Source organism: Xanthomonas sp. NCPPB 3583 (genome assembly GCF_041475715.2).
GTDB lineage: Bacteria > Pseudomonadota > Gammaproteobacteria > Xanthomonadales > Xanthomonadaceae > Xanthomonas > Xanthomonas euvesicatoria.
In genome coordinates this window covers 261,099-280,318 of record NZ_CM191263.1, presented here as the reverse complement: position 1 = coordinate 280,318, position 19,220 = coordinate 261,099, and the positions used below count along the sequence as shown (strand labels likewise).

The window sequence follows — 19,220 nt, the reverse complement described above, 5'->3', positions numbered from 1 at the left end:
GTGTGATGCTTGTCGACGCCCTGGTGACCGCGTGCACAGCGTGACGCAAAGATCGGCAAGGTCGGTCTCTTCGACATCGCGAGTGCCACTGCCACGTGTCTCGATCTGCGCGGCGCGCACTGCAGCGGCAGGCATGCGGATACGACCGGCATGACGTGGCACGTACCCGGGCACGGTGCGTTAAAAACTGAATGCTGATCCTGAAAGTGGCAATACCGTCATGTAGCGCGTACATGCGCACAAACAAAAAACGGGATGGCACGTGGCCATCCCGTCCTGATTGCTCAGCACTGGCCAGGCATGCATGCCTTCGCATGCAAACATCGCCTACGCACGCACACGCTTACTCGGTCAATCCTCGGTTTTCCAGCAGCGCCTTGACGCTGGGGTCCTTGCCGCGGAAATCGCGATACAGCGTGGCCAGATCGACGGTGTTGCCGCGCGAGAGGATCTTGGCGCGGAAGGTGTCGCCGTTCTTGCGGGTCAGGCCGCCGTTTTCCTTGAACCATTCGAACGCATCGTCGTCGAGCACTTCCGACCAGAAGTACGCGTAGTACCCGGCCGAATAACCGCCGCCCCAGATGTGGTCGAAGTAGCTGCTGCGATAACGCGGCGGCACTTCGGCCAGATCCACCTTGAAGCGCTTCAAGGCGTCGGCTTCGAACTTGCTCACGTCCTGCAGCGGCGCGTCGGCCGGCTGGGTGTGCCAGGCCAGATCCAGCAGCGCCGCCGACAGGTATTCGGTGGTGGCGTAGCCGCTGTTGAAGGTCTTGGCCTTCTTGATCTTTTCCACCAGCTCGGCCGGCATCGGCGCGCCGGTCTGGTAGTGCTTGGCGTAGTGTGCGAAGACCTTCGGATCGGACGCCCAGTGCTCGTTGAACTGCGAGGGGAATTCCACGAAGTCGCGCGAAGTGCTGGTGCCGGCAATCGAGGGGTACTTCACCTTCGAGAACATGCCGTGCAGCGCATGGCCGAACTCATGGAACAAGGTGGTGACGTCGTCAAAGCTCAGCAACGCCGGCTGGCCGGCGGCCGGCTTGGTGAAGTTGCACACGTTGTAGACCACCGGCTTGGCACCGGTAAGGCCATCCTGCTCGACGAACACGTCCATCCACGCGCCACCGGACTTGCTGTCGCGCTTGAAGTAGTCGGTGTAGAACAGCGCCATGGAAGTGCCGTCGGCATCGAACACCTCATACACCTTCATATCCGCGTGATAGGTCGGGATGTCGGTGCGTTGCTTGAAGGTGATGCCGTACAGCTGCGTGGCGGCGTAGAAGACGCCGTTCTGCAGCACGTTGTCCAGCTCGAAATACGGCTTGATCTGCGCCTCGTCCAGGTCGTACTTGGCCTTGCGCACCTGCTCGGCGTAGAAGTCCCAATCGGACGCGGCGAGCTTGAAATCGCCGGTCTTTGCATCAGCACGTTGTGCGTCGATCACCTTTTGCATCTCGGCCACTTCGCGGCGCGCCTTGGCGGTGGCGGCCGGCACGGTGTCGGTCAGCAGCTTGAGCGCAGCATCCGGCGTCTTGGCCATCTGGTCGCCCAGGCTGTAGGCGGCGTAGTTGTCGAAGCCGAGCAACTTGGCCTTTTGCGCGCGCAGCTGCGCCAGGCGCTGGATGGTCTGGCGGGTGTCGTTGGCATCGCCCTTTTCTGCGCGTGTTTCAGAGGCCTTCAACACCTCGGCACGCAGCTGGCGATCCTTCAGCGAGGCCAGCACCGGCTGCTGGGTAGTGTTCTGCAGGGTGAGCAGATACTTGCCATCGAGCTTGCGGGCCTTGGCGGCATCGGCCGCGGCGGCGATATCGCCTTCGCTCAGGCCATCGAGCTTGGCCTTGTCGTCCACCACTACCGCGCCGGCGGCCGAGGCGGCGACCAGGCGGGTATGGAACTGCGTGGAGAGGGTGGTTTCTTCCACGTTGAGCTTGCGCAGGCTGTCCTTGTCGGCATCGGACAACTGCGCGCCGGCGCGTACCAGCTCTTCGTAGTCGCGCTCGACCAGACGCTTCTGCTCCGGGTCCAGATTCAGCGTGTCGCGCTGGTCGTAAATGGTTTTGACGCGTGCGAAGAGTTTGGGGTCCAGATTGATCTCGTCCTGATGCGCGGCCAGCTTGGGCGCGATCTCTTCCTGGATTTTCTGGCGTGCGTCGCTGGTATCGGCCTGCACTAGCCCGAAGAAGATGCGCGACACGCGCGTAAGCGTTTCGCCACCACGCTCCATCGCTTCGATGGTGTTGTCGAAGGTGGGCGCTTGGGGGTTATCGGCGATCTTGCGGATGTCGGCCAGATGCTGGCGCATGCCTTCTTCGAACGCCGGCAGGTAATCGGCGTCCTTGATCTTGTCGAACGGCGGCGCCTGGAACGGCAGCGTGCTGGCAGTCAGCAAGGGGTTGGATGCAGCATCCGCGGCCGGGGCCGGGGCGGTTTTCTCGGGCACGGTGGTGGACTCCTGGCCGGACGACTCTTTTCCAGAACAAGCAGCCAGTGCCAGGGTGATGGCAGCGGCCAGAACGACGGTACGCGACATGGCGTGTGATTCCTGAGTGGGTAGTGCAGCCGGCCACGCTAGCGGGTTTCGCGGCCGCTGACATGTGCCGTTGGATTGGGTCGACGGACGCGGTTGGGGATGGCGGCGCTACAGCGTCTCGTCCTTGAAAATCGCCACATGCGGGGTGCCGTCGGCACCGATCCAGCCGCGGTACATGCCCTCGGTATTGAAGGGAAACGCCAGGTTGCCCTGTGCATCCAGCGCGATGGCGCCGCCGTCGCCGCCGGCCTTTGGGATCTGCTGGTCGATCACGGTCTCGGCCGCCTGCTGCAGCGATTGTCCGGCGTATTTCATGCGCGCGCAGATGTCGTAGGCCGCCACGGCGCGGATGTAGAACTCGCCCCAGCCGGTGCCCGACACCGCGCATTGGCTGTTGGCATAGGTGCCGGCGCCGATGATCGGCGCATCGCCCACGCGGCCATAGCGCTTGTTGGTCATGCCGCCGGTGGAGGTGCCAGCGGCCAGATGGCCGTCGCGGTCCAGCGCCAGCGCACCGACCGTGCCGAAATGCTTGGCGGTTTCCAGGTCCAGCTGCGCCTGCGCCTGGCGGTCGCCGGCCTCGGCCTTGAGCGCCTTCTGCAGCTGCTTCCAGCGCTTGTCGGTGCGGAAATAGCTGGGGTCGACCAGGGCGACGCCTTGCTCGCGCGCGAATTGCTCGGCGCCGTTGCCGACCAGCATGACGTGCCTGGAGTGGTCCATCACGCGGCGTGCCAGCTGGATCGGGTTCTTGACCGTGTGCACGCCGGCAATCGCGCCGGCCTTGCCGCTGGCGCCGTCCATGATGGCCGCGTCCAGTTCGTTCCTGCCGTCGTGGGTAAACACCGCACCACGCCCCGCATTGAACTGCGGTGCGTCCTCCAGCACGGTGATCGTGGCGGCCACTGCATCCACCGCACTGCCACCGCGGTTCAACACCGCGTGCCCAGTGCGCAGTGCGCGTTGCATCGCCTCGCGCGCCTGCGCCTGCTCGTCCTTGGAAAGGCTGGATTTCTCCACGCCCGCACCACCGTGGATCACCAGCATCGGCGTGGCCGACAGCGCCGGGCCGGCGATGAGCAGCAGAGAAAGCGACAGACACAACGCGCGTGCGCACCTAGCGATCATGAAGTGCCTCGATGGAATGCATATTCGACGACAGGCGCACCGGTTCACCAACCAACGCCGACGATCCTTCAACCGCGCGCCACGCCACTCACAACGTATCGCGATGCTTGCCGCGCCACGGTCGGTACCAGGTGCGGATGGCGGCGATATCGGCGGCCATGTCGTTACCGGTCCAGAACGGCTCGCCGATGCCCACCGTCTTGCTGGGGTAGTCGAAATACACCGGCAGGATCGGCACGTTGGAATCGGAAGCGATCTTCCAGAAGCCGGCCTTCCATTGCTCCACCCGCTTGCGCGTGCCTTCGGGGGTGATCACGTACCACATCTGCTCGGAGTTACGGATCAGCCGCACCGCCTGGCCGATGGTGCCCTGTGGCGAGCTGCGGTCCAGCGGAATGCCGCCGAGCTTGCGCAGCAGCGGGCCCAGCGGCCACCAGAACAGCTGCGCCTTGCCCAGCACGCGCACTTCAAAACCCAGCGCGAACTTGGCCGCAAAGCCCAAAAAGCCGTCCCAGTTGGACGAATGCGGGGCCACGATCATGACCAGCTTGGGCTCGTCGGGCAGCCGCCCGAGCAGGCGCCAGCCGGTCACGCGCAAGGCGGTACGGCCCAGCCAGCGGATGAAGCGGCCATGGGCACGCGGCATCCGGGGCGGAGATGGCTGCAGCAGGATGTTGGCCTGTGTTACCGGTGGCAACGACGGGTCGGGTTGACTCACGCTTACTCCCAGTGGGACGCAGAGCGTCCACGCTTAATTTGGCTGCGTTCCCGCTTGGCATCCAGCCGCCGCAGCTTGGCACCATGACTCGGTTTGGTGGCGACCCGGCGCTTGGGCACCGACAGGCACGCACTGATGATTTCGACCAGCCGCTCGCGCGCATCGTCGCGGTTGCGGTCCTGGGTGCGGAAGCGCTGCGCGTCGATCACCAGCACGCCGTCGGCCGTCATGCGGCGGTCGCGCCGCGACAGCAGCCGCGCCCGCAGCGGCTCGGGCAGCGACGGCGACCCAGCCACGTCGAAACGCAGCTCCACCGCGGTGGAGACCTTGTTGACGTTCTGCCCGCCGGCGCCGCTGGCACGCACGAAGCGTTCGACGAGTTCGCTGGGCGGAATCGTCAGGCTGGGGGTGATCTGGATCGGGTCGCTGGCCATGTGCGCCGATTGTATCGGCAGCGGCGTGGACGCGCGCGCGAACGCCGGCTCCCGTATGCTGCGGCCGGTCCCCCGTTTGCAGGATGCTCCGATGACACCTACCCATTCGCTCACTGCCACGCGCCACCTTGCGTGCCGGCTGCTGCTGTCGGCCCTGCTGGCCGTGGCTGCCCCGGCGGCATTGGCGCAGGCGCCCAGCGATGCCGACATCAACCGTCTGCTGGCCGCCTCGCGCGCGCAGACCATGCTGGATACGATGCTGCCGCAGATCGAAGCACTGCAGCAGCAGCAATTCGCCCAGCTCACCGCACAGCGCCAGCTCGACCCCGACCAACAGGCGCAGCTGCAGCGCATCCAGGAACGCACCCGCCAGACCGTGCGCAAGGCGCTGTCGTGGTCGGAACTGCGCCCGATGTATTTGGATATCTACAAGCGCTCGTTCTCGCGCGAGGACGTGCTGGCCATGGCCGAGTTCTACGAGAGCTCGGCCGGCCAGAGCCTGCTCGACAAGACCCCCGCCCTGACCCAGAACCTGATGGGCGCCATCCAGCAAAGGATGCTGCCGCTGTTTGCCGACCTGCAGAAGGACCTGGAGAAGATCGTCAACGAACCTGCGCCGGCCAAGAAGCCCTGAAAGGCGGGGAATGGGGAATGGGGAATCGTCAGAGCTTGCTTTGCTGGGGCCTTGAGTTAGCGGAGAGTGGCACGCGCGTTGACCAGGCGGGCTGAGCGCGCGCCCTCATCCGCCTCTGCGGCGCCCCTCCCCCGTAGGACGATCAGGGCGCTCCCGCGCGACAGCGGTGGCGCCACCTACAACTGCGCCACGTCCCAACCAAACAACGCACACGCCTTGGTGAACTCCGCATCCAGCGGCGCGGTGATGCTGATGCGCCGGCCACCGCCCGGATGCGGAAATCCCAGGCGTTCGGCGTGCAGCAACATGCGGTGGATGCCGAGCATGCGGAAACTGCGGTTGTGGCGGCCGTCGCCGTGGCTGGTGTCGCCGATCATGTGATGGGACAGGTGCTTCATATGCCGGCGAATCTGCCGGAAGCGGCCGGTCTGCGGCTGACAGCGCAGCAGTGCGTAGCGCGAGGTGGTGAACCCGGTGGAAGGAATCTCCAGCTCGCCGGTGGCCAGACGCTGGAAATGCGTCACGGCCGGCTTCTTGACCGGCTTGCCCGGCCCGCCGTCCAGGTCATGGTCGACGATGAAGCGCTCCTCGGCCGGCCAGCCGCGACAGACGGTGAGATAATCTTTCTCCACCTCGCCCGCCATCAAGGCCTTGCCCAGCGCACTGGCGCTGTCGCGGTCGAAGGCCAGCAGCAGGCAGCCGCTGGTGGCGCGGTCGAGCCGGTGCACCAGAAAGATCGGCTTGCCCAGCTGCTCGCGCAGACGGTCGGCCAGGAAGTCGTCCTCTCCACGCGCCAGCTTGCTGTCATGGACCATCAGGCCGGCGGGTTTGTCGACGACGGCCAGGACATCGTCCTGGTAGAGAATCTGCAGATGCTTGGGGGATATGCTCACCGGCGGATTATCCGCATCGCCGACACCGCATGCCACTGCATCGCCGCTGCCGAGCGGCGAACACCGCAACTGTTCTGTCACCAGGCCACGCGCACGGCAATGGCTGCGGCCTGGACCGCTCGTACGGTGCAATTGCTGCGCGCTCCTCACGCAGCTGATGCCTGCCCGCCGCATGGGTGGCTGCTTCACGTCTCACTTGCCCCAACCACGCCAGCGTCAGGGCAGCAGACGGATGCGCGTATCGCGGTGTATTGCGCCATCGTGCAACGCCAACAGATGGACCACCACCGGCGCGCTCAGTAGGGCGTGCCGTCCTTGTGCCGGTACGCGCGCTGCCCGTCCGCCACGGGGACCAGCATCAGGTCATCGTCCGGATAGGTCACGCAATCGCCGGCACTGCGGTCGCCCACTTCCAGGTACGTCGCCACCGCCTGGCTGCGATTGATCAGGCAATGCGCATCGCCATCGCCGGCGCGGAAGCCAACGCACATGCCCGGCTGCAGCAACTGCTCGCCGGCGTTGGTGATCAGGCTGGGCGCGCCGCTGACGATGTAGACGAACTCGTCCTGTTGCGAATGCCCGTGCCGCAGCGCCGAACGTGCACCCGGCGCCAGCGTGGTCAGGTTGACGCCGAAGTTGCGCAGCCCGAACACCTCGCCCAGTGCACGCTTCTGGCGGCCGCCCATCTGCGCGGCGAACACCGGCGGATAGCTGGATTCTTGCGTGCGCGGTGGCGCATCCAGCGCAGCAATCGCCGCTACGGGTGTGCTTGCGTCCAAGGTATCGGTTGCGTCGGGCATCGTCGTCCCCTATCGCCGCAACCAGGCGACCAGCAGCGCGGCTGAACCGGCGCCGCCGCTGATCCAGCTCCACACCGGCACCGTACCCAGGTACCAACCATCCGGATGCAGTCCATAGAGCACGGCCGCGACCACCAGTAACCCGCTGCCGGTGATGGCGGTCACCACGCGGGTCTGCAGCTTGCGCAGGCTCAGGTCCAGGGCGAGCAGTTCGGGCGAGCGGATGTCGATCTGATGGCGGCCTTCCACCTGCTGCTTCAGCCAGCTGTGCACCAGGCGCGGCATGTCCGGCGCATGGGTCATGATCTCCGGCAACCGCTTGCCCAGTTCGCGCAGCACGCGGCGCGGGCTGTAACGCTCGCGCAGGATGCGTTCGAGCACCGGTCGCGCCACCGCCCAGATATCCAGCTTGGGGTCCAGCTGCCGGCCCACGCCTTCGATATTGAGCAGCGTTTTTTGCAGCAAGATCAGCTGCGGCTGCAGGGTCAACTCATAGCGCTGCGCCACGCGGAACAATTTGATCAGCACCTGCGCCAGCGAAATCTCCGACAACGGCCGGGTGAAATACGGCTCGCATACCGAGCGCGCGGCCGCTTCCAGTTCGTCGATGCGCACGTTGCTGGGCATCCAGCCGGCCTCCACGTGCAACTCGGCCATGCGGCGGTAATCCTTGTGGAAGATCGCCATGAAGTTCTCGGCCAGGTAGTACTGATCTTCCTGCGAGAGCTGGCCCATGATGCCGAAATCCAGCGCAATGAAGCGCGGATTGAGCCGGCGTTCCGGGTCCGAATCGACCCAGATGTTGCCGGCGTGCGCATCGGCATGGAAGAAGTTGTCGCGAAATACCTGGGTGTAGAACACGCGTACGCCCTTGGCCGCGAGCGCCTTGCGATCGATGCCCGCCGCATCGAGCTTGGCGATGTCGTCGGATGGAATGCCGTACACGCGCTCCAGCGTGAGCGCGCGCTCGGCGGTGTGCGACCAGATCACTTCCGGCACGTACAGATCGTCCGAGCCTTCCCAGAACCGGCGCAATACGCTGGCGTTGGCGCCTTCGCGCTGCAGGTCCAGTTCGGCGGCCAGCGTGCCTTCGATCTCGGCCACCACTTCACGCGGACGGATCTTGTCGGCACGCGGGTGGGTGCGCTCGACCAAAGTGGCCAGCGAGTGCAGCAACGCGATATCGGCATCGATCTGGCGTTCGATGTCCGGACGCAGCACCTTGACCACCACTTCGCGGCGCACGCCGTTGGCATCGGGCGGCAACGTGGCCGCATGCACCTGCGCGATCGACGCCGAGGCCAGCGGCACGGTATCGAAGCTGGCAAACGCCACGCTGACCGGCAGGCCGAGTGCGGCTTCGACGATCAGGCGCGCGGCCTGGCCATCGAACGGCTTGACCCGGTCCTGCAGCAAGGTGAGTTCTTCGGCCACGTCGGCCGGAATCAGATCGCGCCGGGTGGACAGAATCTGCCCGAACTTGACGAAGATCGGCCCCAGTTCCTGTAGCGCCAGGCGCAGCCGCGCACCGCGCGATTGCGCGGCGATTTCGGCGCTGGCACGCGGCACGAAGGGCTTGGCCAAACGCAACCAGCGCTCGGCCGGGGTGCCTTCCAGCAAGGCATCCAGGCGATAGCGCAGGATCACCCGGCCGATGCGGCTTGCCCGCAGGATCGCCTTCATGCTGTGCCTCCGCTCGCACGCAGGCGGCGCACGCGCGCGGCCAGCCGTTCGACGTCATCGCGTAGCTCGTCCACGTCGTCATGGAAAGCCTCGAGCTCGGCGCGTGGCACCACATCGCGCGATTCTTCGGTGACGAATTCGGCCGCGCTCTGCGCCAGATTCACCGCACTGCGACGTGCCTGCTGCAGCGCTGCGCGCACCGCGCCGGCGATCTGCACGCCCAGGATGTCGCCGAACACCGTAACGAACGGCAACTGCCAATCCGGGTCGAAGCGGCCGGCCAGTTGCTGCAGCTGGCGCGCCAGTTCGGCGTCGCCGGAAACCTTGAGCCGACCGGCCGGCGCGCCGGTGCGACGTGCGTTGGCCAGCAGCGGCAGTTGCCCGAGCAAGCCGGCCAGGCTGCTGCGCACCGCCAGGTCAGGTTCCTGTGCCTGATCGACCGGGCCGACCAGCAACCGGCGCTCGTGCACGCGGATCTGCAGGGCCAGCGCGGGCGCCTCCAGGGTCAGCGCGATGCGCTGGCCTTCCAGCGGCAGCAGGGCGTCGCGGGTATCCGGGTCCAGCGCCAGCGCACGGTTGAGCGCTGCCTGCAGGGCCTGGCCGGCGAGCGGCTTGAGGGAATTGAAGAGTGATCCGGGCATGCCCGCATTCTACCGCCCCTGCATGTCGCAGCTGCCCGACGGCGGTGTGGCACGTGCGCCGGCTGTCGGTACGGCGGTCGTGCGGTCGTTGCGACGGCAGGTTGCCGGGCACCGCGGCGCATGGTCAGGTGCACGACGCGTTCTATTCGTACCAGACCAAATACATCAGCGAACACGGCGCGGAGATCGTGATCCCGGCCGACATCGATGCGCGGACCCAGCAGCGCATCCAGCAAATCGCGGTGCAGGCTTACCAGGCGCCGGACTGTGCAGACCTGGCACGGGTGGATGTCTTCCTGTGCGCCGATGGACGCATCGTGATCAACGAGGTCAACACGCTGCCGGGCTTCACCCGCATCAGCATGTATCCGAAATTATGGCAGGCAAGCGGGCTGGACTATCGCAGCCTGATCACGCGGTTGATCGAGCTTGCACTAGAACGGCATGCCGACGACCAATTGCTGCGCAGTGCGGTCCAACTGCCTTGATGGCGCTGCCGCCGTTACATCGCATACAAGCGCGCGCCCACGACCACGACGCCGCGCTTGGACTCAACAACGCACATTCAAAATGCGCGCATCTCCGGCCACAACGCACAGGGCCCGCGTCCTTGCGGAAGCGGGCCCTGTGAGCGCCAACCGGCAGCGCCGCTGCCGTGACGTATCGCAGCTAAGCGTTATACCTTGCCGCGACGGAACATCGAGATCACTGCCAGGATCAGGAACACCACGAACAGGATCCAGGCGATGTTGGTCGCCGCACCGGCGATACCGCTAAAGCCCAGCACAGCAGCGATGATGGCGATGACGAAAAAGATGATGGCGTAATGCAGCATGGCAAGGTATCCAGAAGTTGTCGTGCCGAATCGGCGCAGACGTATCTTGTGGATATGCCGGTCTTTATCCGGTGATGGCGATGTCGTTGGAAGATGAGGATCGCAGCCGTTGCAGGCCTTCTTCGATGCTGATGCGCGGTACATAGCCGAAGTCGCGACGTGCCGGCTCCATGCTGTACCAATGCGGCGTACACAGCTGTTCCACCAGAAAACGCGTCAACGGCACCTCGCCTGGCAGACGCAACAGTGGCCATAGCGTTTCGCACACGGCGCCGATGCGGTAGGCGGTGTTGAACGACAGCGAACGCGTGACTGCCGGCGCGTCCACCGCAGCCAGCAAACGATTGAGCAACTCGCGCATCGGCAGCGGTTCGCCATTGGAAATGAAGTACGCCTTGCCTGCGCAGGCAGCGCCCACGGCAAGGTGCTCGAACGCATCGAAATGCGCCTGCGCGGCGTTGTCGATGTACGTGCTGTCGACCAGATTGCTGCCATCGCCGACCATGCGCAGCCGCCCGGCACGCGCACGCGCGGCCAGGCGCGGCAACAAGTGATTGTCGCCCGGCCCCCAGATCAGGCGCGGTCGCAGCGCCACTGTCGCCAACTGGGCATCGTTGGCCGCCAGCACTGCACGCTCGGCAATGGCCTTGGTCGCCGCGTAGGCGGCGCGCAGATTCTCGCCATACGGCACTTCATCGGCACCGAGTCCTTCCACCGGATTGGTGGCGCGATGGGTGACGCTGGGCGTGGAGGTATAGATCAACCGCGGCACGCCGTTGGCGCGACAGGCCTCGATCACGTTCTGCGTGCCCACCACATTGGCCTGGTGATAGCTGTCGTAACTGCCCCATGCGCCGGCCTTGGCGGCATTGTGGAACACCGCATCGATACCGGCGAAGGCATGCCGCACCGCCTGCGGGTCGGCCAGGTCGCCGCGGATCTGGCCCACGCCCAGGCGTTGCAGCACCGGGTAATCGCCGCGCTGGAAGCTCACCACCTCGTGCCCACGCGCGCGCAGGCCGCGGCACAACGCCTGGCCAAGAAAGCCGCCACCACCGGTCACCAATACCTTCATCGCACAACACCTCGCCTCTGAGGGACGACACCATAGCCGGCCACACCCGACTTGGCGATCTTGCGTCGACGCGCGGCCGTGCAGGCTGCCGTCGAGGGCCGCAGCGATCAACAGACACTGCGCCTAATCCCTGGCGGGCGGGTGGGTGGGTGCGGTGATCGGAATCGACCACTTGCGCGCTGCAATTTCCAAGTGCGCCATCCATACCCGCCTGACTACTAGGCGCTGCCTGTTGTCATCCGTTCTTGTGCAACTGCTGCGCTGCCCACACCGCCAGCGTTTCGCGGCCGATCTTGGCGTTGTGGCGGATGTCGACCGGAAAACCGGAGTGGCGCAGGAAACGCGCGATACCTGCGGTGTGCGGGTGGGCAGCGCCCAGCGCGCGCAGGTCGCTTTCCACCTGTGCGAACGTAGGAGCAGACACCCCCGGCTGCAACTCCACGCACAGCACCGGTTGCTGCTGTCCGGGCGCACCCACGCCCACCAGCGCGGTGCGCCGCACCTGCGGATGCACGTTGAACACCGGCTCCACCTGTTCGGTGTACAGCGGGCCGCTGGCGGTTTCCACGCGCTGGGTCTTGCGCCCACAGAACCACAAGCGTCCTTCGGCGTCGAAATATCCGACATCGCCCATGCGGTGCACGACGCGCTCGCTGCCATCGCTGCGGCGTTCGTGGATCTTGGCGATGCGCGTGGCCGCATCGCGGTTGAAATAGGTGTCGGTGGCGGTGGGGCCGGCAACGGTGATCTCGCCGACCTCACCGGTCGCCAGCACGCGCACGCCACTCCAATCGGCAATGGCCGCATCGTCAATCGCAATAATGCGCACCTCATTGGGCGCGACCACCTGGCCCACACAGGTGCCGGCACCAGCCTCGGTGGCGGCGCGCGTGGCATCCAGGGTGCGCCCTTCGATCGCGGCCACCGGCAAGCATTCGGTGGCGCCGTACGGCGTCCAGAACTGTGCATCGGCCGGCAGCAGCGCGCGGATCTTCGCCACCACATCCGGCGGCACCGGCGCACCGGCCGACGTGGCCAGGCGCACGTTAGGAAGCGGCTGCCCATAGTCGGCCAGCACGCGCATCAGGGCCGGCGAACCGAACAACTGGGTGATACCGAAGCGCGCGATCGCATCATGCAACTTGCGCGGGTCGGCACTGCCGGGGCGCGTCGGGTCCATGTCCGGAATCACCGAGGTCAGCCCCAACGCCGGGTCGAACAAGGCAAATGGCGGAAACGTCGGCAGATCCACCCCGCCGGGCTGCATGTTGAACGCATTGCGCAGCAATTCGATCTGGCCGACGAAATGCCGGTGGCGATACACCACCCCCTTGGGCACACCGGTGGAGCCACTGGTAAACAGGATCGCCGCCACATCGTCGGGCGCGGTGTCGGCCAGTTGGCTGCCTGCGCCGGCACCATCGCGCTCCACCCGCGCCAGCGTGACTCCCCCCCAGCCGTAACGTCCGCCGACGGTAACGATCTGCTTTGCCGAGCGCGCCCAGCGCAGCAAACGGCGCGCCAGCTGTGCCAGCGGAATGCCGATAAATGCCTGCGGCTGCGCTTCGTCCAGGCACTGATTGAGCGCACGCTTGTCGATGCCGGGGTCCACCAGCACCGGCACCGCGCCAGCCTTGAACAAGGCGAACATCAGCAGGAAGAATTCCGGCGACGGCCGCACCATCACCACCGCACGCGCGCCGCGCCCGATGCCGTGGCGTGCCAGCCCGGCGGCGATCGCATCGCTGCGCGCATCCAGCTCGGCATAGCTCAAGGTCAGATCGTAGGCGGCAAACCCGTTGGCGCCGCGAGCGCCCGGGCAACGGATGGCGATCTGGTCGGGGCGCTCGCGCGCCAGTTGCGGAAGGGTGGCCGCGATATTGCAGAGGGTCGTCATCTGCGCATTATCACCCATGCGCCAATGACGCCGGCCGCTGCAGGCTGCCTGAAGGCGACGCGCGGCGCGGGCGCAAGCGCGGCTCATCATCACCTGACGCCATGACGCATCGATGCGCGGCAGTACCCGACCCAATCGCCGCAACGCGTTCGCAGCGCATGCCTGGGTGCGCGGCACGCGTGGAGCGCCGCCCACCCAGGCATGGCGGCGCGCATCTGAATCGCTAACCGGTCACCGCGGCACGCTACTTGTATCGCGGCGCGGTTCGGTCAAAATGCCGCGCTTCCCACGCGATTTCGCCGCGCCAGGCCCGGCATTCCATGGCACACCCCTGCCTTACCTGCGGCGCCTGCTGCGCCTATTTCCGCGTCAGTTTCCATTGGAGCGAAGCCGATCCTGCATTGGGCGGCAGGGTGCCGATCGAGCTGACCGACGCCCTACGCACGCATGAGCGGGTGATGCGCGGCACCTCGCAGTCGCAGCCGCGCTGCATCGCGCTGGACGCGGACATCGGGCGCTACAGCCGCTGCAGCATCCACGACCGCCGCCCCTCGTCCTGCGCGGCCGTGCCGGCCTCGCTGGAATTCGGGCAGCGCAGTGCGCAATGCGATAAAGCGCGTTTGGCGCACGGCCTGCACGCACTGACCGATGCCGATTGGGTTGGCGTGGACGACGCACAACGCAACCCGCTGCCGCCGGTGTAACGCTGTAGCGCAGCACCTTGTGTCGTGCTCGCAACCGCGTCGGCAGGCATCTGGCCGGGATGACCGATGCGCTGCATCGGATTTGGATGCAGTCATTCCAGTCATTGCGTGCAGTGAGCTGACGCGTGGCCGCACGCTGCTGCCGGCGCAGTGCACTAGAGCGGATTGCGCTCCAGAAACGCGCGAATCGCCGGCACCAACACCTCATGCTTGTCTTCCAGCACATAGTGATTGGCATCGTCGAATGCTGTCACTTCGGCCTGCGGCAGTGCCTTGCGAAAGCCGGCCAGGAAGTGCTTGTCGAAGCAAATGTCGCGCAGGCCCCAGGCAATGAAGACCGGGCGATCGGCGAACGCAGGCAGCGCCTGCGCCGAGCGCTCCAGCAGCGACCACCCCTTGTCGGCCGGCGACAGCGGAATATCCTGCATGAAGCGGATGGTGGAGATGCGATTGCGCCAGTTGTTGTACGGCGCCACATACGCACGGCGTACATCCGACGGCATCGGCCGCGACACGCCCAACCATGAAGCGCCGGACGAGAACGCATTGAACGTGCGGATGAACCACTCGCCCAGCCGCCAGTGCCGGCCCATCGCAATCTGCCACGGCATCGGCTTTTCCGCCGGCAGCGGGAACGCTGCGGTGTTGGTGATGACCAGCCGCTTGACCTGGGCGTGATGCGACAACGCCCAGCCGAACCCGATCATGCCGCCCCAATCGTGTACCGCAAGCGTCACCGGCCCGGTGATGCCCAGATGCCGCAACAACGTATCCAGATCGTCCACGCGCGATTGCAGCGTGTAGTCATAACGCGGCTGCGCGTCGGGCGCATCGTCCGGCTTGTCGGACAGCCCCATGCCGATGTGATCGGGCACGATGCAGCGGTAGCGATCGGACAGGCCGCTCACCAGATGCCGCCACAAATAACTCCACGACGGATTGCCGTGCAGCATGACAACCACCTCGCCATCGCGCGGGCCTTCGTCCAGATACGACATCGCAACGCCGGGGCGCACTTCAAGGCGCTTGGGGGTAAAGGGGTAGCCGGGGTAATTCATGCAAAAACGCGTCCGATTCAGTTCGAGTAATTTCGCGCGGTGCAGGTGCTGCCCTGTACCGCACACAAGTGCAGATTACGTTGATTGTCACGATGCGTCCGGGCCAAGGCACGCCGCCCGTAGCGGAGATTCGAATAGATCCCAAGCGTCACTCGGCTTGCCTCGCATGCCCCCGATACGGCGGCAGTTGATGCTCGTCGCTGGACAGCAGCTGTAGAAATGCCGGATGTAGGAACAGTTTTTCTTTGCCTAAACGCTGCTCTTTCAAGACACCGATATCTACCAGTTCCTTGAGGTGACGTGCAGCGGTTTGCCTGGTCACGCCCAGCACCTCTACAACATTTTGGATGCGGCAATACGGCTGGTTGAAGATCACATCGACAAGCTCGCGGCTGTAGGCCTTCGGTGCGAGGCTGCGGACGTGATCTTGCGCCTGTGCCTCCAAGCCGCGAATCGCCTGGATTTTGGCTGTTGTCCATGCAGCAGTCTCAGCGACGGCAGCGAGCATGTAATGAATCCACTCGGCCCAGTGTCCATGCCGCGTCACGTCCAGCAGCAAGCGGTAGTAGTCGCTGCGATGTTGAATGATGTAGCGCGACAGATACAGCACCGGCACATCGAGTAATCCTTGTTCGATCAGCATCAGCAGATGCAACACCCGCCCTGTGCGACCGTTACCATCGGTAAATGGGTGGATCGCTTCGAATTGATAATGCGCAACCGCCATCCGGATCAATGGATCGACATCGGTGTGCTCGTGGATGAAGCGCTCCCAGTTCGCGAGTTTGTCGCGTAGCAGCGTTTCACCCACTGGCGGGGTATAAATGATCTGCTGGATCTGATCGTTAGCCAGCGCAGTACCAGGCACGCGACGAATCTGCATCTGCACCGCTTTGATACGACTGCACACGACAATTGCGGTTTCGGTACACAGCGGCCGCTGTCTGAGCGATTGAAAGCCTTCGTACAGCGCACTGCGGTAACGCAGGGCTTCTTTGGTCGCGGGGTTTTGGGCGCGCTCTTGGTCGTCTGCGTAGCGAAATAAATCGTCAGTGGTCGTGACGATGTTTTCGATCTCCGAGCTGGCCTGCGCTTCCAGGACCGGAATCGTATTGATCAACACGGCCGGGTTGGGTAACAACGCGGTGGCCTGTTTCAGTTCGGCCAGGGCGGTGCGTGCGACGATGCAAGCCTTGAGCAGGCTGCGGGTTTCTATATCTCCCGCCGGCGGTAGCGGCGGGAGAGCATTGTGGGGTTGACCCGGGTCGAAAGCGGGTGGCTCATCCATGGCACCTGCTCATGTTGCGAGAACGAACATGATGCAAGAACGCGTTCTAAAAATCCATTTTTTTTAACGCGTCTTTCCGTGCATCACCAAACCACTTCGGCCATCGAGCAATTCAAGCCCGAGCCAATGCCCAGCAGCGCGATGCGGTCGCCCTTCTTCAGGCGGCCCAGCTCCTTGAGCTTGCTCAGCACGATCGGCACCGAGGCCGGGCCGATGTTGCCGTGCTCGCCGAAGATGGTCATGACCTTGGCCGGGTCGATGCCGAACGACTTCACGAAGGCGGCGGTGTGCGGGCGGCTGACCTGGTGGATGACGAACTGGTCCAGCTCCTCCACCGCCCAGCCCAGCACCTGCCTGGCGGCCATGAAGGTCTTCTGGGCCAGCTTGATCCCTTCGATCAGCAACAAGCGGGTGTCGGTGACCATGCGGTCCAGGTTGCCCCGGCACAGCTTGTTCCACTCGGTGGCCGAACGGGTCACGCCGCCTTTGTAGCGCGGCGCGTCGGGCACCAGCTCGGTGCGCGCCATCACCATGGCTGCTGCACCGCAGCCCAGGGTCAGCGCGGCAAGTTCATTGCGGAACTCCTCCTCGGTGACATCCGGCGAGGTCATGCGCTCAAGGGTCTTTTCGTACACCAGGTTGGCAGTCTCGCCATCCACCACCAACGCGTAGTCGATCTCGCCGCGCTCGAGCATGCGTGCGGCGATGTCCATGCCATTGATGAAGGCCAGGCAGGCGTTGGCCACGTCGAAGGTGACGCAGTGGTCGCCCACGCCCAGGTTGCCGGACACGATGGACGCCGTGGACGGCTCCAGGTAATCGCGGCTCACCGAGGTATTGACCAGCAGGCCGATCTTCTCGATGCCGATACCGGCATCGATCAGCGCCTTGCGCGCGGCCTGGGTGGCGGCGTCCGATGCCTGGACATCCTGGTCCCACAAGCGCCGTGCATGGATACCGGCAACGTCGCCCAACACGTCGGTCTTGATTCCGAGGCGGTCGTAGGTCGGTTGCAGGCGTTCGTTGATTTCCTTGGAAGTCAGCGTGTGCGGCGCATCAACATGCGCCAGTCCCGCGATGGAGACATTCTGGAAGAGCATCGAAGTAGCGCCATGGCGTCAGGCGAGGGGGCGCTAGTCTAGCCGCTGGCTGGTTTTACCGCATCTTTACAATTGAATCGCCTGCGCCCCAGCCCAACGGTTCAGCGCGGGGGGCAGCGGAAGGCGTTGAAACGCTGGCTGCCGTCGGCCGGCTGGCCTTGCGCCTGCACCGCATTGGCGTTGGCGCCGGGGGCCTCGTTGCGCGCCAGCGTTTCCAGTTCTTCCTGCACGCGCAGCGGGTTGCGGTTATAGAAGCCGACCTTGCTCTTGACCGTCACCACCACTTCGCCCTGCTGCTGACACCCCGCTGGCACAGGGCCTGCGGGCAGCACCCGCACACTTTTGCCGCTTTGTTCGATCGGCACCCAGGTGCACGCCGCAGTGGTGGTGGCAACCAGAACAGACAGCATCAGCACGCGCATAAGTCATCACACCTGTGGGGAAAGCCGGATTGTGCCGCAGTTGCCTGCTGGCGATCCGGCGCGCGGTGGCACCCGCCATCCACCCATTCAGCGCACCGAACCGCCTTGCCTTGAGCGTGCATACCCGTTTAGCCGCGGTGTCCGCCGTCCTGCAGCGCGTCCGGGTGTCCGGACGCGGACACTCTTATGCGGCTGAAATCCCTTTAAAAACAATGGCCTTTTGTTGGCACACCGTTTGCTCCCCTGTATCTCGCAACCGCCGACAGCCGCTGAAACTGACTTTTCGCTGAACAAAATAAAAAGCCACGCGAAAGTTCTTGTGCGCACCCAAACGGTGTACTACCTTACTACCACACCACTGATTAACAACACCAAGAGACCTCGCCATGAAGACCCAGACCCTGCGCATCGCCCTCTCCACCGCCCTGTTCGCTGGCGCCACCCTGGCCGGGTTTGCCCAGGCCGCGAGCCTGACCACCCTGGACACCGTCCAGGTTCGCCCGGCCGCCGACCAGATCGCCCAGCAGACACTGGAGCGCAACAGCGCCATTCGCACCCTGACCGCCGTGCAAGTGCGTCCCTCGGCCGAGCAAGTGGCCGCACTGGCCGCCGAACAGGCCGGCCCGCGCATCGTCACCTTGGCGGCGGTGCAGGTGCACCCTTCGGCTGAACAGCGTGCCGACCTGGTGGTGCGCAGCGCCGCCTCCAGCGCGCAGAGCGCCTCCAGCCAGGCAGCTGGCGCCATCGGTGCACTGATGGGCCAGGTCATCGTGAACCTGCCGACGCCGCAGCTGCAGCCCTCGCCGGCCGAACTGGAAGCGCTGGTCAACGCCGCCATCAGCCTTTAAGCACGCGCGCAGCTACACTTGCGCGCATGCCAGCACCTGTCCTCGACGTCATCCTGTTTCAGCCTGAAATTCCGCCCAATACGGGCAATGTGATTCGCTTGTGCGCCAATACCGGCGCGCGCCTGCACCTGATCGAGCCGCTCGGCTTCGACCTCAGCGACAAGCAGCTCAAGCGCGCCGGCCTGGACTACCACGAATACGCGCCGTTGCAGGTGCACACCGACCTGCCCAGCGCCCTGGCCGCGATCGCGCCCAAGCGCGTCTTCGCGCTGAGCACCCGCAGTACGGTGCGCTACGACACACCGCAGTTCGCCGATGGCGATGCGTTTTTATTTGGTCCGGAAACCCGCGGCCTGCCGGCCGAGGTGCTGGAGTCAATTCCGCCGCAGCACCGGCTCCGTTTGCCGATGCGCCCGGACAACCGCAGCCTCAATCTGTCCAACACCGTTGCGGTGATGGTGTTCGAAGCCTGGCGGCAATGGAATTTCGCTGGCGGCCAGTAACCAGGCGATAGCCGGGACTGTACGCAACGGCATGC

At 65.1% G+C, this 19,220-nt stretch carries 19 protein-coding genes and 1 pseudogene; 5 read left to right on the top strand and 15 right to left on the bottom strand.

The window, feature by feature from the left end; all coding sequences use genetic code 11:
* Window positions 1-343: 343 nt before the first annotated feature.
* From dcp to arfB, 4 genes are all read right to left on the bottom strand, one after another.
* Window positions 344-2,527: a peptidyl-dipeptidase Dcp gene (gene dcp / locus ACCQ07_RS01210; RefSeq protein WP_164738726.1), complete on the bottom strand. Its 2,184-nt coding sequence runs from the start codon at window positions 2,525-2,527 to the stop codon at window positions 344-346.
* A gap of 108 nt (window positions 2,528-2,635) precedes the next feature.
* On the bottom strand, window positions 2,636-3,652 hold the full coding sequence (locus tag ACCQ07_RS01205; protein ID WP_057681313.1) for an isoaspartyl peptidase/L-asparaginase family protein: 1,017 nt from the start codon (window positions 3,650-3,652) through the stop codon (window positions 2,636-2,638).
* Between the two features lie 88 nt (window positions 3,653-3,740).
* Window positions 3,741-4,370 carry a lysophosphatidylcholine acyltransferase gene (locus tag ACCQ07_RS01200; RefSeq protein WP_011345965.1) on the bottom strand — a complete coding sequence of 210 codons (630 nt, stop codon included), beginning with the start codon at window positions 4,368-4,370 and terminating at the stop codon, window positions 3,741-3,743.
* A 2-nt stretch (window positions 4,371-4,372) separates the two neighbouring features.
* A complete protein-coding gene (gene arfB, locus ACCQ07_RS01195) occupies window positions 4,373-4,804 on the bottom strand; it encodes an alternative ribosome rescue aminoacyl-tRNA hydrolase ArfB (RefSeq protein ID WP_005912264.1) in 432 nt (143 codons plus the stop codon).
* Window positions 4,805-4,859: 55 nt separating this feature from the next.
* On the opposite strand from arfB, the gene ACCQ07_RS01190 reads away from it, so the two are divergent.
* On the top strand, window positions 4,860-5,438 hold the full coding sequence (locus ACCQ07_RS01190; RefSeq protein ID WP_372364104.1) for a DUF2059 domain-containing protein: 579 nt from the start codon (window positions 4,860-4,862) through the stop codon (window positions 5,436-5,438).
* A gap of 176 nt (window positions 5,439-5,614) precedes the next feature.
* Here the strand turns inward: ACCQ07_RS01190 and ACCQ07_RS01185 are convergent, their stop codons facing one another.
* The 4 genes from ACCQ07_RS01185 to ACCQ07_RS01170 all read right to left on the bottom strand — a co-directional run bounded on the left by ACCQ07_RS01185 (window position 5,615) and on the right by ACCQ07_RS01170 (window position 9,455).
* A complete protein-coding gene (locus tag ACCQ07_RS01185) occupies window positions 5,615-6,367 on the bottom strand; it encodes a pseudouridine synthase (protein ID WP_031420679.1) in 753 nt (250 codons plus the stop codon).
* Between the two features lie 260 nt (window positions 6,368-6,627).
* Window positions 6,628-7,131 carry a cupin domain-containing protein gene (locus ACCQ07_RS01180; RefSeq protein ID WP_218489554.1) on the bottom strand — a complete coding sequence of 168 codons (504 nt, stop codon included), beginning with the start codon at window positions 7,129-7,131 and terminating at the stop codon, window positions 6,628-6,630.
* A gap of 9 nt (window positions 7,132-7,140) precedes the next feature.
* On the bottom strand, window positions 7,141-8,814 hold the full coding sequence (gene ubiB, locus ACCQ07_RS01175) for a ubiquinone biosynthesis regulatory protein kinase UbiB (protein ID WP_008572222.1): 1,674 nt from the start codon (window positions 8,812-8,814) through the stop codon (window positions 7,141-7,143).
* The gene (locus ACCQ07_RS01170; RefSeq protein WP_014089017.1) at window positions 8,811-9,455 is read right to left on the bottom strand and encodes a ubiquinone biosynthesis accessory factor UbiJ; all 645 of its coding nucleotides are present in this window, start codon (window positions 9,453-9,455) and stop codon (window positions 8,811-8,813) included. Before ACCQ07_RS01170 ends, ubiB begins: the two co-directional genes overlap by 4 nt.
* Before the next feature lie 128 nt (window positions 9,456-9,583).
* Between ACCQ07_RS01170 and ACCQ07_RS01165 the strand changes: the two are divergent.
* Window positions 9,584-9,943 (top strand): annotated as a pseudogene (locus tag ACCQ07_RS01165) (D-alanine--D-alanine ligase A); the annotation flags it as partial.
* Window positions 9,944-10,131: 188 nt separating this feature from the next.
* Here the strand turns inward: ACCQ07_RS01165 and ACCQ07_RS01160 are convergent.
* The 3 genes from ACCQ07_RS01160 to oleC all read right to left on the bottom strand — a co-directional run bounded on the left by ACCQ07_RS01160 (window position 10,132) and on the right by oleC (window position 13,262).
* Window positions 10,132-10,290 carry a DUF1328 domain-containing protein gene (locus ACCQ07_RS01160; RefSeq protein ID WP_003468167.1) on the bottom strand — a complete coding sequence of 53 codons (159 nt, stop codon included), beginning with the start codon at window positions 10,288-10,290 and terminating at the stop codon, window positions 10,132-10,134.
* Window positions 10,291-10,354: 64 nt separating this feature from the next.
* Complete coding sequence (gene oleD, locus ACCQ07_RS01155) at window positions 10,355-11,365, bottom strand: 2-alkyl-3-oxoalkanoate reductase (protein WP_008572201.1); 1,011 nt, start codon at window positions 11,363-11,365, stop codon at window positions 10,355-10,357.
* Between the two features lie 235 nt (window positions 11,366-11,600).
* Window positions 11,601-13,262, bottom strand: coding sequence for an olefin beta-lactone synthetase (oleC, locus tag ACCQ07_RS01150; protein WP_218556174.1), 1,662 nt, complete (start codon window positions 13,260-13,262; stop codon window positions 11,601-11,603).
* Between the two features lie 320 nt (window positions 13,263-13,582).
* On the opposite strand from oleC, the gene ACCQ07_RS01145 reads away from it, so the two are divergent.
* Window positions 13,583-13,966: a YkgJ family cysteine cluster protein gene (locus ACCQ07_RS01145; protein ID WP_014089014.1), complete on the top strand. Its 384-nt coding sequence runs from the start codon at window positions 13,583-13,585 to the stop codon at window positions 13,964-13,966.
* A gap of 155 nt (window positions 13,967-14,121) precedes the next feature.
* On the opposite strand, the gene ACCQ07_RS01140 is transcribed toward ACCQ07_RS01145, so the two are convergent.
* From ACCQ07_RS01140 to ACCQ07_RS01125, 4 genes are all read right to left on the bottom strand, one after another.
* Window positions 14,122-15,024 carry an alpha/beta fold hydrolase gene (locus ACCQ07_RS01140; protein ID WP_014089013.1) on the bottom strand — a complete coding sequence of 301 codons (903 nt, stop codon included), beginning with the start codon at window positions 15,022-15,024 and terminating at the stop codon, window positions 14,122-14,124.
* Between the two features lie 148 nt (window positions 15,025-15,172).
* On the bottom strand, window positions 15,173-16,312 hold the full coding sequence (fic, locus tag ACCQ07_RS01135; RefSeq protein WP_338339401.1) for a protein adenylyltransferase Fic: 1,140 nt from the start codon (window positions 16,310-16,312) through the stop codon (window positions 15,173-15,175).
* A gap of 83 nt (window positions 16,313-16,395) precedes the next feature.
* Window positions 16,396-17,412, bottom strand: a complete 1,017-nt coding sequence (locus ACCQ07_RS01130) for a 3-oxoacyl-ACP synthase III (RefSeq protein ID WP_008572193.1) — start codon at window positions 17,410-17,412, stop codon at window positions 16,396-16,398.
* Window positions 17,413-17,513: 101 nt separating this feature from the next.
* A complete protein-coding gene (locus ACCQ07_RS01125) occupies window positions 17,514-17,834 on the bottom strand; it encodes a DUF4156 domain-containing protein (RefSeq protein ID WP_008572192.1) in 321 nt (106 codons plus the stop codon).
* A 386-nt stretch (window positions 17,835-18,220) separates the two neighbouring features.
* Between ACCQ07_RS01125 and ACCQ07_RS01120 the strand changes: the two genes are divergently transcribed.
* Together ACCQ07_RS01120 and ACCQ07_RS01115 are read left to right on the top strand one after the other, a co-directional pair.
* Entirely contained in the window at window positions 18,221-18,682 is a 462-nt protein-coding gene (locus ACCQ07_RS01120; RefSeq protein WP_029818268.1) for an XAC0231 family protein, read from the top strand.
* A 26-nt stretch (window positions 18,683-18,708) separates the two neighbouring features.
* Entirely contained in the window at window positions 18,709-19,185 is a 477-nt protein-coding gene (locus tag ACCQ07_RS01115; RefSeq protein WP_008572190.1) for a tRNA (cytidine(34)-2'-O)-methyltransferase, read from the top strand.
* Window positions 19,186-19,220 lie beyond the last annotated feature (35 nt).